The organism is Pseudomonas phoenicis (genome assembly GCF_047302395.1).
Classification (GTDB): Bacteria; Pseudomonadota; Gammaproteobacteria; order Pseudomonadales; family Pseudomonadaceae; genus Aquipseudomonas.
The window spans coordinates 108148-121826 of record NZ_CP154852.1 but is presented as its reverse complement, the minus strand read 5'-3'; the positions used below and the strand labels follow the sequence as shown (position 1 = coordinate 121826).

The following is a 13679-nucleotide window of genomic DNA, read 5'->3' as shown; positions in this document are numbered from 1 at the left end:
TGATTACCGGGCAGGAGCGGCGGCAGGTTGGTCTTCGAGGATTGCCCGAGTGCGTTTGCCCAGTTCCTGGCCGCCGAGCACGCCGACAGTGTACTCATCCACCGTGATGGCTTGGCGCATAGCGTCACGGAAGCAGGTGCCGGGTTTCACGTCCTGGATAGCCTGGGCCAGAGCGTTCAGGTACTCGGGCTCCGAGAACTTCTTACGAGCCTGCTGCAAGTGGTAGGAGTCACCACCAGCTGTCCAGGCGAAGGAAACGGTCTTCTTGATCATGGATAACCTCTGCGTTTCTGTTGATTGGGATCGCCAGTCCAGTGTCATCCGATCAACCATCCACCTTCGAGCAGGTAATCCGATTTAATTTTTTGGGCTACGGTTTTGGGGAGGTCACCCGCTTCCTCACTGACCGATTCTCCATTGGCCTGAGCATCTGTAGATGGAGTATCCCTGGCCGTTTTCCACGTGGTTGGCGATCTCATATTCCCGCCAATCACGCATTGCTCCGCCATCGATTTCCCTATGCTTACGCTCGAGTAGCCAAACCACTGTGTTGATGAACTGACCATGCGCGAACGCCGCGATGTCATTGGCCGGTTGGTCTGCGAGTCGGTCAAGGAAATGCATAGCCCTGGCCACGAAATCAAGAAATGACTCCGCACCTTCTCCATCACAGAGAGCCGGATCAGCCTTTGACCAGTAGGCCTCAACCCAGCCGCGTCGCTGTGAAATCGTGGTATCGACGCATCGGGCCGGCGCCAAGTACGTGTACTCCTGAATCGGCCAGGTTTCGAAGGCAACAGCGGGGTAGAGGGCTGCCGTCACCTGAGCGGTTGCCTGGGCGCGAAGAAACGGAGAAGCAACGATGAGATCAGGGGCTCTGGTGAATGACCTAGCGACCATATGGGCTTGCTCCAGCCCTTTTGCGGTGAGGGGAATACTCGCGTGATCCCTGGTAGGCTGGCCTGCGTTCGCGGCGCTCTCGCCATGTCGTATGAGCCTCACATTCTTCATCGACTATCTTTCTCTGATGACGCTTCCTAGGTCGAGTAATGCTGGCACGGAACAGTGCGGGATAGCCATGGTGAAGGGATGTCGATGTATGCTTGCCTCAACCGACCTGCCTGAGATTCGTTGGAGTGACTCGACAAATTTTCCATGAGCCGAAGAAGACTCCCCCGAGCTCCTACGAACGCAAGATGGCCCGTCCACGCCCACCGTTCCTAAACCAGGAGACGTTGGACACGGTTGTCCGGGATCATCAGGCTTATCTGACTGAGCTCGCTAACTGCACCCCAATCGCAAAGGGGTAGGTCAGACAAAGCGGAGAGGGTGATGAAGAAAGACCTCAGCAAGGTGTTGTTGCCTGATGACCCTCTGTACAGCCAGGCCGTTGAGGCGCTGGAGGTGTATCACCAAGCTCAGGCTGACGGAGTCGCGGGGGCTGAGCTGGAGCGACTGAGGCTTCTGGCGGAGCATAGCTTCCAAGCCGTCACGGATTACCAACTCCGGGCCTTTGGCATGCCCGCTGATAACGGCCATTGAGCCGCTGGGCCGAGCGCGCCCCGTCTATCAGCGACTTAACGCTTCCTGTACCGCATCAACCGTACCGATCCAGTGACGGCCTTTGTCTCGTGGGCTGAAGCCCAGCCTTTCGGCGAACGTTGAAGGCGACTTCATTGTGCTCGCGGTACGGCAGTCTAGAAGGGCAGGTCTTCGTCGCTAATGGGCTCAAGGACAACTGGGGGCTTCGGTGCCAAGGCTTTGTGAATGGCTTCGAGCCGTTCCAGCATTTCATCGAAAGTGATCACCAGGACATCCTTCAAGCTGTTGCGGTACTGCTCAAAGGCACGCTGCTCAACGACCTTTGTTGGATTGCGCCCGATGATGACGATGGCCGCCACAGCATGTGCGTGGACGCGCTCATCGAGATCTTCGGTAAGCCCAAGGATGTTCTTCTGCAGAACGCTCCGCTGGCTGATCACCTGAGCCACGGATCCACTTAGTTCATAAGAGGGGACGTAGGTCTTGCGGTAGGGTTTCCCCAGTAGGTCGTGCTGAGGGTGTTTGATTTCGATCAGAGCAAGATTCCCGGTGGCCTTTGCCGCCATCACGAAGTCGGAATACTGGCCTCCTTGCCCATTGATGTCCTTGCCACCGACATAGGGTTGTTCTGCAATCAACTTCACGGGATACCCGAACGCCATATCCAGGACGAACGAGTTTTCACTGAGGAAACGCTGCCACCTGTTCTCGTTGGCGTTGCCGTCCAGCATGCTTCGGTACGCTGCGATGAGTTGTCCGAGGGTGACGAGCTCGATTTCCGATTTGAGGTTGTACAGAGTACGTCGGGCAGTTTTTGCGAGCGCCGGCACGCTCTGCTGAGCAAGAGCCGCCGCCTGCTTTTGATCCTTCAGGGAAAGGCGAGTTGGCCCGGATCCCAGAGCCACAAGGTTGGCAAGGAAGTCAGGAGGAAGTCGCCTTGCTCTTGCTGGGTAATTCTCAGGTGAAGCTTTGTGTAGCAGACCGGCATAGCAGACCAACCTTTTGTCTTCCGCAGTCTCACGTTGATGACGCTGCGTCAGGCGATCCAGATGCTTCCTCAAACGCTGGAACTGCTCAACCCCCAGGAGATAGGTTTCTCCCTCCACCACGGTGTCGTTTCGGCCATCCTGGCCGTGCAGCATGATGGTTTCCACCCCTTGAATGCTGGCCACTGCCTGAACGATGAAGCGGTACTCGTAGAGCAACCCAAGACCGTGCCGCCAGTCTTTCGCGAAACCTTCAGGGAGCGAGCCCAGCAACAATTCGAGATCGTATTCGTTGCCAGGATGGGTGTATGGCCGGTAGACCGAACGAGTTATCCTGATCGACTTGATGCTGTCGTATTTTGGCTTGCCGTATCTCGCATGGCCCGACCGGGCGTAGATGGGGTAGATCGTCAGATCTTCCGAAGTCACTTCCAGTATCAGGTGCCAATCCGGCGAGTCGTTCGGCAGCGGCACATCGCTGTAGAACACACGTGAAATTCCATAGTCCTCAATGTCTTCTTCAGGCTCAAACCCACTGTCTGCATGGTGTGGGGATAGCACATCTTCCTCGAACTCACCGAGGTACTCTTCACGTTCAAACAAGAGGAAAGGGCCATCGTCGGTACGCTGTTGCATGGCGTACTGCGAGGGGCGCATGGAAGGCATAGTCGTGTCGTCCCTGATCAAAAAAGTGGTCGGAGTCGCCTGGTCGTCGAACGCGTGATACCGAGTCTAACGAGCAGTTTGAGCTCCGGAAAGACGAGCACCAAAATGCCGATACGCCGGGGCCATCGGTGAGCATCTGCCAAGGCGAATCGGTCTGTTCACTCAACCAGAAAGACCGTGTTTCAAGGAGAAAGGCATGAGGCCCACTGACGCGATACGAGGAAGGGAAAGGGAGATTCGGGGCCTCATCAAGGCCTATGGCTTCATTGAGCCGAAACTCTTCGGCTCTATCGCTCGAGGCGATGACCACGAAGGGAGTGACCTTGATCTGCTCGCCACCATCCCTCCAGCAATGGCTGGCAAGATTTCCTTGTTCGACATCGCCGAGCTCGAAGACGAGCTTCAGGCTTTGGTGGGCGTACCGGTCGACTTCCACGTTCACAACAACATGCCTGAGCACCTCAGGCCATCCATTGAGCGGGAGATGGTTACGCTCTAGTTGCTGGAGGGGAGCGTGAACCAGATCGTCAGTAATAAGTCTGGTCTATGCTGATGTGCCGTACTGTGAGCACGAGTGCCCAATGAGATTGGCCGAATTCATTCTTCAAGAGATGGAATCCATACTGCAGGCTTGGGAGAATTTTGCGCGCACCGTAGACACGCCTCTGCCCGATCTTGACGATGCTGGCCTACGAAATCATGCAGAGGGCATTTTGCGTACCGTGGCAGCTGATATGGTCTCGCCTCAGTCAGCAATTCAGCAGTTTGAAAAGTCCCGAGGTATGCAGGCGCCTAACCCGCTAGAGACCGCCGCCCAGCTACATGCTGTGACCCGCCTTGAAGCTGGATTCTCACTCGACCAGGTCGTTGCCGAATATCGAGCGCTGCGCGCTAGCGTGATCCGCTTATGGCTATCCCAGCAATTGGCCGGGGAGCCTCATGACGTCGACGACATGGTTCGTTTCAACGAGGCCATTGATCAAGCCTTGGGCGAGTCCATCACTTCATACGGCATAGCCGTCGAGACTACCCGGAAACTGGTTCTTGGTGTGCTCGGACATGACCTGCGAACGCCTTTGACTGCAGCCCTCTTGGGGGCAGAAATGCTGTGCCGTAAAGGCAATCTTTCAGAGGGTGATCTGAGGGTTGCAAATCAGGTCGCCGCGAATGTGGGACGGTCTAAGCAAATCGTGACTGATCTGCTAGATTTGGCCAAAGCGAATCTCGGATCGGGTATCCCTGTCCAAAAAGAGGACGTCGATTTATCTCTGGTGTGTAAAGCGCTCGTGGAGGAACTTCGTGTTTCTCGACCTGAGATCACGGTGAATCTTCAAGGGGGAAGTCCGGCTCAGGGCCAGTTTGACGCGGCTCGAATGGGGTAGGTGTTCTCCAACCTGATCGCTAATGCATTTCACCATGGCGATCATGCCAAGCCCATTACCGTAACGTTGACCCAGAACCCTGCGGCGGTAGAGTTCACCGTGCATAACTGGGGTAAACCCATTCCACCTGACGTATTGCCTCACTTGTTTGACCCTCAAGGCCGATACTCGCGTCTGACTTCGGAGCACCATGAGGCTTCGGGTGGGCTAGGCCTTGGACTTTTCATCGTTGGAGAAATCGTGGCCCGTCATGGTGGGACAATTGACGTTCAGTCGACTCTGGCATCCGGCACCACTTTCCAGATATTGTTACCTACCCACTAGCTGCCGGCGCTCTCCAACCATCAACGCAATCAGCTACCAAGCTCAGAGGAACACAGCCGCTCTGCAAGTTTATACAGGCAAAAGAAAGCCCGCTGGGGGCGGGCAAGGGAGCTTCTATCACACGTAGGGATTACTGACGTTCGCATAGGGCATGTGAAAAGGTCGTGAAGTGGAGAGGCCAAATGCCAGTGCCTCACTGGGAGCTAGGAAGGTTGTCCACTTACGGCCTCACGCAAATATCCCAGCGATGATCCTGGCGTCGAGCAGGGCGTGATGAGGCAGTTCTTCCCCATCATTCGTCGCGGTCAGGGTCGTGGCATCGGTGGGGAAGTTCCTGACGTTCTGGGGCCATTTTCCATCGTGATAGGCGAGCTCGCAGAACAGCTCCCAGTCGTAGGCAGGTGCGTCTGTGACAATCTTGAGCTCTTCGTCATAGGTTGCCAGGAACCGCAGGAGCGCCGCTCTGGCCTCGATGATTGGCATGGCGTACTCACCACCCCACAACTGCGGCAGTACGATCTCTTTCACGAAATCACTGCAGTCTTCTTCTCGCCACGCGTCGATCACTTCCACGTAGAATTCCCGGCGATCCTGGCCAACCAGAGCCAGGGAGATCAGATTTGCCTGCGCGGTGAGCTGAGTGAACTCACAATCGAGAAAGAGCTTCATCTGTTGGAACCTCTGCAATGACTAGGGCCCGCCTGAAATTGTCCCAGGAAGGCTGCCTGTGGAAAATCGCCTTGGCGTATTTCGGCCCCGAAAAGCTGTTGGAAACGATTGTAGATCTGTGGGGCGGTGCGAGCCCTCCCACAAGGCCGACCGTCGAGCACCTGTCGACCGACACGCTACCCGCTGATGTCGTGAATATACTGAAAATTGCCCAGGTGCGAGTCGGGGCCCTCGTTCCAGATCGCGTGCCTGTACCCGGTGTTGTCACGTTGTACGCCCGGCACGCCAATGACCTCGCCGATGGAATCCTGGCAAGACTGCCGAGAGGCGAGCTCACCCGTACCTTGCGGGGATCGCAGTTAGAAGTCGAACTTGGCCTGTGACGCCCACCTCCAGCAGGGAGAAGTGATGTGACGATTGATCATCGACTACGAAGCCTGGAGATCGCGAGGCGCAGAGCGCTGTGGGCACTTGCCGATCTACAGCCTGGGGACGCTCGTGCTGAAAAGGTGCTGACTGAACTCAACGAGGTTGAACAGGGCCTGCAGGGGGTCGTGAGCGGTGATCAGCTCTCCGCCCAGGAGCTCGTCGATGTGATCAATACGAAGCTCCACAACGGCGTTCAGCTGGTCGTCGAGGACAGCATCCCCGAGCCATGGCTGCAGCGCTTCCAAGCGGCAAGTGTTGGCTCTACCCGCCTGGCAGAGGGGCCCTACCTGCGCGACTTCGAGAAGTTCGTGGCGGTGTGGCAGCAGGAGCTTGAGCACCTGAGCATCCATCGGGCCCACAGATCCAGTGCGAGGTCGCAGTGAAAAGAACGATCCTGGGTATGGCAGAAGCCGGCGAGCCGCTATTGCTGCAGGCTCTCCAAGCCATCCGGGCCCACCAGCAGGCGATGGATGAAGGGCGACCAGCCGAGGAGGTCGAAAGGCTCCGTCTTGAGACTGATCACCTGTATCAAACCGTCATAGACTACCAGTTGCACAAGGCCGGTACGCTAGGCCAGTCAATCCACTGAGATGTATTGAGTAGGAGGAGATTGGCTTGAGATGCAGATTCAAGCATTCTGCACAGCCATACCCTGTGACCTCGACAATATCCCATAAGCAAGCCAGTTTTCCCTCAGCCCTTTTTAGCGATTGGCTGCTCCCAATGTCGTGACCTTGCTAGCCTGAATTTCGAAATTTGCTGATGCTGCCAAAGTGCAAGGGCAACGTTCGGAACCATCATGACTAAAGCAGTACCCTGAGCCATGATTTGGCTCAAAACCAGGACTAAGGTCATCAGCGGGATTGCAACCAGGCCTCCTTCGATACAAAAGAACCCCCTAGAGCGCCCATATCCTGTAGCAACAAATAGATCTCGATGGTTTACGATGTGAGCCTGACTTCTACTAACCGCACCAAGGATTCCCTATGTCCCGTTTGGCAGAATTTCGTCAACTGGAGCAGCAGCTCGCTGCACAACTCGCAGAGCTTGAGGCCCTGAAAGGCAGCTCTGAGCTGCAGAAAGAAATTGAATTTGAGACCAAATTGCGTGATTTGCTTGGCCAGTATGGCTACAGCCTGCGCGATATCATCAACATCCTAGATCCCCAGGCGGGCCGACGTGTTGCCGCTCCTGCTGGTGTCGAAAAAGCGCCGCGCCGTGAGCGTCAGGTGAAGCAGTACAAGAACCCGCACAACGGTGAAATAATCGAAACCAAAGGCGGCAATCACAAGCTCCTGAAAGAGTGGAAAGCTCAATATGGTGCTGATGAAGTCGAGTCTTGGCTTGCCTAATTGCTAAGCTATCGGCGTGGTACGCAGGTATTGCGACCACGCCATGATGGTTGCCAGTATACATCTGGCAATTGCTAAGGTACTATTGGTTTGGAATGCCTAGGTACATAGCATCCTCTCCATTGCCAAATTTTGGAAGCCATTCTTTGTCAGTTGCTGGGTCGATTTGATATCTATAGCTCGAGGTTGAGAATATAACTTGGGCATTATTTTTCGAGGCGAGCGACTTAAGTTCTTCTATGTAATCAGACAGATGAATGTCGGGAATGTCCTGCTGTTTTGGGGTGTCCAGGATTAATATCCTGAAAGGAGAGTTTTTGTCTTCTAGACATATTTCGAATAGTGCGGCGTGGAATGCAAGAACTGTACGGGTCTTTGAGCTGCCTTTGAATATTTCAAGCTTCTCATCTCCCATCATTGGTTTTAGGTTGGAGTCGATTTTGATTTGATTCGATACATTGCGCGCATGCAAAGTATCCAGCCATTTGGTCATGGCCTGCGACAGCCGTAGACGGAATGTAATTACCTCAGCAGATTGTTCGCTTGGTTTTTGGGCCGCCTCTAAGAGTGACAGCGTCTTGTCGCGACGAGCCAGCAAATTGGCGTGGTTGGTTTTCTGAGCTTCTACCTTTTTTAGCTTGCCCAGCTCAAGTTGAAGCTCGAAGATATCTGATGTCGTGGTGCTAATTGCCTCAATGAATGCATCTATTCCAGCCTCGCGCTCGGCGATTGAACGCTTGTGTATAAAGGATTCGATATGGCGATTGGTTAGCGATTTCGCGATCTCCAATCTTTCTGCGGCTTGAATGTTTGCGGCAGTAGAAATCTCTAAATCCTTTATCTGGTCTCTCAAATAGAGAAGGCTCTTGCCATATGACTCGGCACTGGCCATGAACATGCCGCAGTTCGGCGTGGTGCATAGCTCGGAGAAAGATATGAAGGCTCTTCGAGCGTCCTCATTCAAGTTTAGTGTTTGAATTTCGCTTTCTATTTCGTCTCGAATTAGCTTGGCACTGGATATCTTTGACTCGAGCTGTATGGATTCATTGCTAAGTTCGCGGTATCGTACTCGTTGCTCTGCTATCAAATCGTCAAGACCAGACAGAGCTTCGCTCTTAACATTTTTAGTGTTTTTCAGCTCTTCCAGTCGTGTTTTGGAACGTTCTAGTTTTTTCTCTAGCGTATCAATTGTGCGGATAGGAGCTGTCAAGTCTTGCTGTAGACGTTCCAAAAGTTTTCGGCTCGAGACGATAGATGTATCGAGATAGTCAGCCTCTTTTTTTAGTTCTATACCAGTGCGTTTCTTGTCATATAAATTGAAAGGTGGGAGGCCTACCAACAATCTAACCATTTCGGAGTATTGGTCTTTGACGAAAGACTGACGTGCTGCGTAAAACTCCAAATATCCATGATCTTGATCTAAGTAAAAAAGCGGTATTAAGCTTGAAAAATATGGGAGGGTAGGTGTGCCGCTAGTGGTGATTAGTTTATTGGTTTTGATATTTATGAGGTTTAAAAAGAATCGCGAAAAATCCTCGTCATTATAAAAGCGATTGATGGTTTTCGAGCTTTCGTGGACAGTTAGGTCAAACTTTTCTCCGATGGAGCGCTGGAGAGTTATCTTTTTATCATTTATCGCGATTTGTAATATTGCTGACTTGCAATTTCTAGTGATGTCTGCACGAAATTTTACATCCATTCCCAAGCAGAATAGGGTGGACATTATGAGCGGTGTTTTTCCGCTTTCATTCTCTGCAAATAGTTGAGTTATATCACTGCCGAACTCAAGCAGGCCTGATCCCCAGCCATTAGGGCCATTGGCGACAATCTCTAAGGATTCGAATCTCATAGTTTTTCCTCTACTGCGCGTTCCTTGCAAATGTTCCTGTATTCCCGTTGGATGGTTAGGAGGAAAACGCAAAGCTCACCTTCCGACTCGATTGCTCCATCGACGATTTTTTTGCCAGTCGAGGTTGCCTCAAGTCTGGAAGTATTTTTATTTATGGTGATTAAATTAGTCGACTCTAAAAAGGTTAGGGCCTTCACCGTTCGGATTCGAAGGTTGGCCGACCAGCCTAGTTCTTGGCTCGAGCCGCTGAATGTTGCGAGACTATGTTCAAAGCATTGGCCTATGAGCTTGCCAATTTCATCGGCTTTAGGTTTCGATCTACCTTTGGCTAGGCTCAATATCGAAAGTGCAATAAGTGGCATATGGAACAAGCTTTCGTTCTGAAGTGCATCCCTTCGAGAGCGCGGAGCGCTTCGAGTAATGATCAAGGGGGCTTCAGTGGAGGCGATTTCTATAGCTTCAACGAGTTTCATGTTGCTTCGCCTCTTACCAGTTCCGAGAGGACTGCGCCAAAGGTCAGTTCAAGGGTTATGTCAGTTCGCATCAATTGGTTGCAAAGCTTGGTTTGTAGTGTAGTTACTTCGGTAGTGATTTCTGCTGTCTTAATGGCACCTAAAGCCAGTTTTCTAGCGCTTTCAACTACGAGCTCAATGGCTATGGTCATCAGGAAGTCTGGTATGTCATGGCGATACTTTCTGTGCCAAGCTTCCCATTGGCACTTATAGCCCGCAAACGCGTCAATGGTGTTGGAAGAGAATCCCGAGCGTTTCAAGGTTCGCTGAAGAATTGATGCCGACTTGATGGCTTTTTCATCACCGCCGTCTCGTAAAATCTCATAAGTTGATGTAGAGATGGAGAGCACATCCAAGACATCTTTCATGCCAATACTGGCCTTTCGATCTAACTCGGCTGCGGAAATATCTTTAATTAAGATTTCGGCGGATTTAGATTCAATTGTTGAAAGAAGTCGGACTATTATTTTTTGAACTTCGTCAGGCTTTAAGTGGACTTCGCTAAATTTATATATTTGATTGGACGCCATTGAGACGAAAAGATCGTCTTGCTCACTCAGAATCTGTTGCCTTGGTTCCAGGCAGAGGTGCGAAAGAAAATGAAGATGCACATCTTCGGATTCAAAGGCTAGGCTAGGTATCAGTTTTTGAGTTTCTGCTATCAATGTCTTTGTGTGCGCACCTACTGGGCGCTTTCCTCTTACTTCCTCGAGGATTTGCTCCACTTCGTCTTCAAAGTTAATGTTGGTTCGGATTTCTACCGAGTGACATGATTTTCCAAAATTCTTGATGTGGGGTAACAGCTTTCCAGCAAAGCTGTCGGGTAAATTGTGCTCCGTGTTACGGCGTTTTTTGATCCCGAAGATATCAAGTATCGTGTACTGGTCGTTAAGCTTCGTCTTGGTTTTAACTTGGACAAAGCGATATCGAGTTTCACCATCAATAACATATTTTACGACGTAGTCTTCATGGTAATCGCAATATATGCGCTCAATTTCGCTTTCTTCTAGGATCGCTAGGCTTTCGATTAGTGCCGCTCGGAACTGAGCACGAAATCGGTTTATCGTATCCCTGCCTGCCTGCTCCCGGAGGTCAACTTCATTTAGTTTCATGTCGTTTCATTGCTCCAGGTGAAACACATACTTGCTGCCAAGTTTGTTCTGAGTCAGAGATAGTTTTTTGCATGAATAGCGAGACATCGCCAGCAAATAAATAAGGCATGAGCCATGCTTTAGCTGCGAGAGTGGTATGTAAAGGCGCGAGTACCCACTATCTCTTTTCTGAGATCCGTGACCCATGCTAGTCGAACTGAAAGGTTGTAGACGAAGATCCATTCATATCTGTCCCTGATCACCCAACTTTTCCTTTGTCCCTGCTGCTGGCTGGCACATAGCCAGCTTAGCTTAACCTTTTCCAACCTAAGGGCGGAAGTCGAAACCTACTCTCTAGGCCTCAGGTTTCAGTGTTAATGATGGTTGATAGCGAGAAACCTTTCCACTCCTGTAAAAAGGTTTGAGGTTTTCGTTAGGCATCGCTATGCTTGGCCAGGAAAGGAGAGAAAAGGAGTAAGCTCATGAAGGTTTTGGTTGAGATTCGCGATGACCTGATGGCTGCTGTGCTGGGTCTCAGCAGTAGCTCGGGAAGCACTGCAGATGAGGTTCTTAACAACCTTCTAGCGGTTGCTTTGGATCAACCTGAGGCAGAGGCTGTTGATTTGGTGCACGCCGTTCAGGTGACCCTGAAAGCGGTGGAGAAGGTGCCTTTTGGAGACACCTTCCTCGTTGAGGATGTGATCCCAAATGACCTTTGGCATTTGATGACCACTGGTGACAGGAAGTCGTTTGGAAAGGCGTTTCGAAAGCAGGTCGACCTAGCTGGTCTAGCAGAATGGGTCTCACGTAACAGCGGCAATAAAGCCGTATACCGTCGTTCTCTCAAGTAAGGAAGTGCACAATGACAGACCTCGCGTTTGCTGATCGATTCCTTGATGCGGTAATTGATGGTCATCTGGGAAGCGGCCTGGTTATCACCCGCCAAGAACTGATTAGCTATTTCCCTGAAGATCCTGAGACGACCACTAGGTGCTTTCTGTCGAACTCGGAAATCTCCAGCGCTACACATAGCCCGACCTATCGCAAAATGACACTCCGCGTTAGCCCTGGGGTTTACCGTGTTCACCCTGAGGCTCTCCTGGAGCGCATGAAGCAGCGAGGAATTGCAGCGTAGTGAACGCGGGTCACTTGAGAGCAGAGTGGAGCGGATGACGTGATCAGGGATCACATATCATTGCCTGTTTCATGCTTTTGGGGTGGTGGTCAGTGGACACATCAAGTGGCACAGGTTTCGCCATTTACCGAGTGAACATGCCTGCGATGATTCGAGCGTCCAAGAGAGCATGGTGTGGCAACGGGGCTCCATCGTTGCAAGCGTCCAGATTTGTAGCGTCAGTGGGCCTGTTCAGCACGTTGTTAGGCCAGCGTCCGTCGACGTAGGCGAATTCGCAGAATAGCTCCCAATCGAATGCCGGTGCATCGGTCACAATCTCTAGCGTCTCCGTGAAGCCTTTGAGGAAGGTCAAGAGGGCGTCACGCGCGGCAAAAACGGGCATCGCGTAACTCCCATGCCAGAGCTGTGGGAGTACAATCTCGATTACGAAGTCACTGCAATCCTGATAACTCCATGTGTCGAGCAATTCGACGTAGAATTCGCTCCCGTCTTCAGCAACCAAGGCGAGCGAGATCAATTTCGCTTCCGACGAGAGCTGGGTGAACTCGCAATCAAGGTAGAGCTTCAAGGCAGTGACTCCTTTCGCATGAGTGGCAACCGCATCGACATTTCACAAGAGGCCCTTCTCTGGAAGGCGGCACTGGATCATTTCGGGCAATCTGCGCTGTACCAGATCGTCGTCGAACTGTGGCAAGGAGCAGGGCCTCCCGCAAGGCCAACGGTCGAACATCTCGATGAGCATGAGGTAGGCCTTGAGATGATTAATTTACTGAAAATTGCCCAGGTGGAAGTGGATGGTGTCGTGCCTTTCAGAGACGAATCCTCAAGCCGCGTAACGCTGTATAGCAGGCACGCTCAGCACCTGGTTGATGGCCTGCTGGAGAGGATGCCTGTCACTATGCTAACGCGGCAAATGCGGACGGCTCGCGTGTCAAATGACCTAGGCGTGTGAAGCGAGGCTGGAGCCAAGCGAAGCGGCGATGAACGGTCATTGCTAGGCGACGGAGATACGATCAGGATGGCGCTTCGCCATTATGAAAGGGATCTTCGTTATGCCGCCGTATCAGCATCAGTTCGTGTGCTTGGCCAGCTCAATCAAGCATGAGGGGCTCTGTATCGCGGGAAAAATCTGGGATGGGCAAAACCCTGGCTCTTGGATTCGGCCAGTCAGCAATCGCCCTAAAGACTCTATTTCTAACGCAGAGCGTACCTATGGTAACGGCCAACCGGCCCAGTTACTCGATCTGACAACAATATCGTTTTCCGCTGAGCAGCCTCATCCCTATCAGAATGAAAATCACATCATTCTCCATCCGCCCTTGTGGGCTTCGGAACGTCGTCTGGCCTTGGAAGAGATCGAGGCGCTTGAAGATCGCCCAGAGCAACTATGGGAGCTGGGCCACCGCAGCAGATGCGGTGTTAACGATCGCGTCCCCGAGGATCTGTTAACTGGCAGGCGACAGACGCTGTACCTTATTCGCCCCCAAAATATTTCTGTTACCGTATCAGCCGAAAGTGCTGAATGGAACAACCCTAAGCTGACCGCTCGCGCCTCGTTCACCTACAGCGGTAATCAGTACGCTCTGAGCATCACTGATGAGCGTGCTAAGGCATATTTTCTGCGGCAAGGGGTGGGTGTGTATCATCCCCCCCGCATTACCTATTTCACGGTGAGCCTGGGTGAGATTGATCCTCACACCAACTGTGCCTACAAGCTCGTAGCAGCAATTCTCTAAACGGAT

The 13679-nt window shown here is 52.2% G+C and carries 19 protein-coding genes; 11 read left to right on the top strand and 8 right to left on the bottom strand.

Annotated features, from left to right (window positions below; all coding sequences use genetic code 11):
- Positions 1–3: 3 nt before the first annotated feature.
- Positions 4–273 (bottom strand): hypothetical protein, encoded by a 270-nt coding sequence (locus AA0Z93_RS00635; protein WP_121757813.1) that lies wholly within the window; start codon positions 271–273, stop codon positions 4–6.
- A 126-nt stretch (positions 274–399) separates the two neighbouring features.
- The gene (locus AA0Z93_RS00630; RefSeq protein ID WP_301159082.1) at positions 400–1011 is read right to left on the bottom strand and encodes a histidine phosphatase family protein; all 612 of its coding nucleotides are present in this window, start codon (positions 1009–1011) and stop codon (positions 400–402) included.
- A 321-nt stretch (positions 1012–1332) separates the two neighbouring features.
- Between AA0Z93_RS00630 and AA0Z93_RS00625 the strand changes: the two genes are divergently transcribed.
- Positions 1333–1542, top strand: a complete 210-nt coding sequence (locus tag AA0Z93_RS00625; RefSeq protein WP_301159081.1) for a hypothetical protein — start codon at positions 1333–1335, stop codon at positions 1540–1542.
- A gap of 155 nt (positions 1543–1697) precedes the next feature.
- On the opposite strand, the gene AA0Z93_RS00620 is transcribed toward AA0Z93_RS00625, so the two are convergent.
- On the bottom strand, positions 1698–3164 hold the full coding sequence (locus AA0Z93_RS00620) for a Shedu immune nuclease family protein (RefSeq protein WP_301159080.1): 1467 nt from the start codon (positions 3162–3164) through the stop codon (positions 1698–1700).
- A 226-nt stretch (positions 3165–3390) separates the two neighbouring features.
- Between AA0Z93_RS00620 and AA0Z93_RS00615 the strand changes: the two genes are divergently transcribed.
- The 3 genes from AA0Z93_RS00615 to AA0Z93_RS00605 all read left to right on the top strand — a co-directional run bounded on the left by AA0Z93_RS00615 (position 3391) and on the right by AA0Z93_RS00605 (position 4900).
- Positions 3391–3693, top strand: coding sequence for a nucleotidyltransferase family protein (locus AA0Z93_RS00615; RefSeq protein WP_301159079.1), 303 nt, complete (start codon positions 3391–3393; stop codon positions 3691–3693).
- Between the two features lie 82 nt (positions 3694–3775).
- Positions 3776–4576, top strand: coding sequence for a histidine kinase dimerization/phospho-acceptor domain-containing protein (locus AA0Z93_RS00610; RefSeq protein WP_367317249.1), 801 nt, complete (start codon positions 3776–3778; stop codon positions 4574–4576).
- Positions 4577–4900: a sensor histidine kinase gene (locus AA0Z93_RS00605; protein ID WP_367317248.1), complete on the top strand. Its 324-nt coding sequence runs from the start codon at positions 4577–4579 to the stop codon at positions 4898–4900.
- Positions 4901–5128: 228 nt separating this feature from the next.
- On the opposite strand, the gene AA0Z93_RS00600 is transcribed toward AA0Z93_RS00605, so the two are convergent.
- Positions 5129–5569: a 3'-5' exoribonuclease gene (locus tag AA0Z93_RS00600; RefSeq protein WP_301159078.1), complete on the bottom strand. Its 441-nt coding sequence runs from the start codon at positions 5567–5569 to the stop codon at positions 5129–5131.
- 17 nt (positions 5570–5586) lie between these two features.
- Here AA0Z93_RS00600 and AA0Z93_RS00595 point away from each other — a divergent pair, with 17 nt between their 5' ends.
- From AA0Z93_RS00595 to AA0Z93_RS00580, 4 genes are all read left to right on the top strand, one after another.
- On the top strand, positions 5587–5952 hold the full coding sequence (locus AA0Z93_RS00595) for a hypothetical protein (protein WP_301159077.1): 366 nt from the start codon (positions 5587–5589) through the stop codon (positions 5950–5952).
- A gap of 27 nt (positions 5953–5979) precedes the next feature.
- Positions 5980–6381 (top strand): hypothetical protein, encoded by a 402-nt coding sequence (locus AA0Z93_RS00590; protein WP_301159076.1) that lies wholly within the window; start codon positions 5980–5982, stop codon positions 6379–6381.
- A gap of 17 nt (positions 6382–6398) precedes the next feature.
- Positions 6399–6587: a hypothetical protein gene (locus AA0Z93_RS00585; RefSeq protein WP_247722176.1), complete on the top strand. Its 189-nt coding sequence runs from the start codon at positions 6399–6401 to the stop codon at positions 6585–6587.
- A gap of 397 nt (positions 6588–6984) precedes the next feature.
- A complete protein-coding gene (locus tag AA0Z93_RS00580) occupies positions 6985–7350 on the top strand; it encodes a histone-like nucleoid-structuring protein, MvaT/MvaU family (RefSeq protein WP_301159075.1) in 366 nt (121 codons plus the stop codon).
- Positions 7351–7432: 82 nt separating this feature from the next.
- Here AA0Z93_RS00580 and AA0Z93_RS00575 read toward each other — a convergent pair whose 3' ends face one another.
- The 3 genes from AA0Z93_RS00575 to AA0Z93_RS00565 are packed head-to-tail and all read right to left on the bottom strand — an operon-like array spanning position 7433 to position 10823.
- Positions 7433–9199, bottom strand: coding sequence for a hypothetical protein (locus tag AA0Z93_RS00575; protein WP_301159074.1), 1767 nt, complete (start codon positions 9197–9199; stop codon positions 7433–7435).
- Positions 9196–9672, bottom strand: coding sequence for a hypothetical protein (locus AA0Z93_RS00570; protein ID WP_088512370.1), 477 nt, complete (start codon positions 9670–9672; stop codon positions 9196–9198). Before AA0Z93_RS00570 ends, AA0Z93_RS00575 begins: the two co-directional genes overlap by 4 nt.
- On the bottom strand, positions 9669–10823 hold the full coding sequence (locus tag AA0Z93_RS00565) for a dsDNA nuclease domain-containing protein (RefSeq protein WP_088512369.1): 1155 nt from the start codon (positions 10821–10823) through the stop codon (positions 9669–9671). The genes AA0Z93_RS00570 and AA0Z93_RS00565 overlap by 4 nt, the downstream gene beginning before the upstream one ends.
- Positions 10824–11284: 461 nt before the next feature.
- Here AA0Z93_RS00565 and AA0Z93_RS00560 point away from each other — a divergent pair, with 461 nt between their 5' ends.
- Positions 11285–11653, top strand: a complete 369-nt coding sequence (locus AA0Z93_RS00560) for a DUF1413 domain-containing protein (protein ID WP_088512368.1) — start codon at positions 11285–11287, stop codon at positions 11651–11653.
- Positions 11654–12061: 408 nt separating this feature from the next.
- On the opposite strand, the gene AA0Z93_RS00555 is transcribed toward AA0Z93_RS00560, so the two are convergent.
- Entirely contained in the window at positions 12062–12505 is a 444-nt protein-coding gene (locus AA0Z93_RS00555) for a 3'-5' exoribonuclease (protein ID WP_301159073.1), read from the bottom strand.
- An 18-nt stretch (positions 12506–12523) separates the two neighbouring features.
- Between AA0Z93_RS00555 and AA0Z93_RS00550 the strand changes: the two genes are divergently transcribed.
- Together AA0Z93_RS00550 and AA0Z93_RS00545 are read left to right on the top strand one after the other, a co-directional pair.
- A complete protein-coding gene (locus tag AA0Z93_RS00550) occupies positions 12524–12889 on the top strand; it encodes a hypothetical protein (RefSeq protein ID WP_301159072.1) in 366 nt (121 codons plus the stop codon).
- Between the two features lie 82 nt (positions 12890–12971).
- Positions 12972–13673, top strand: coding sequence for a dual OB domain-containing protein (locus AA0Z93_RS00545; RefSeq protein WP_301159071.1), 702 nt, complete (start codon positions 12972–12974; stop codon positions 13671–13673).
- Positions 13674–13679: the final 6 nt, after the last annotated feature.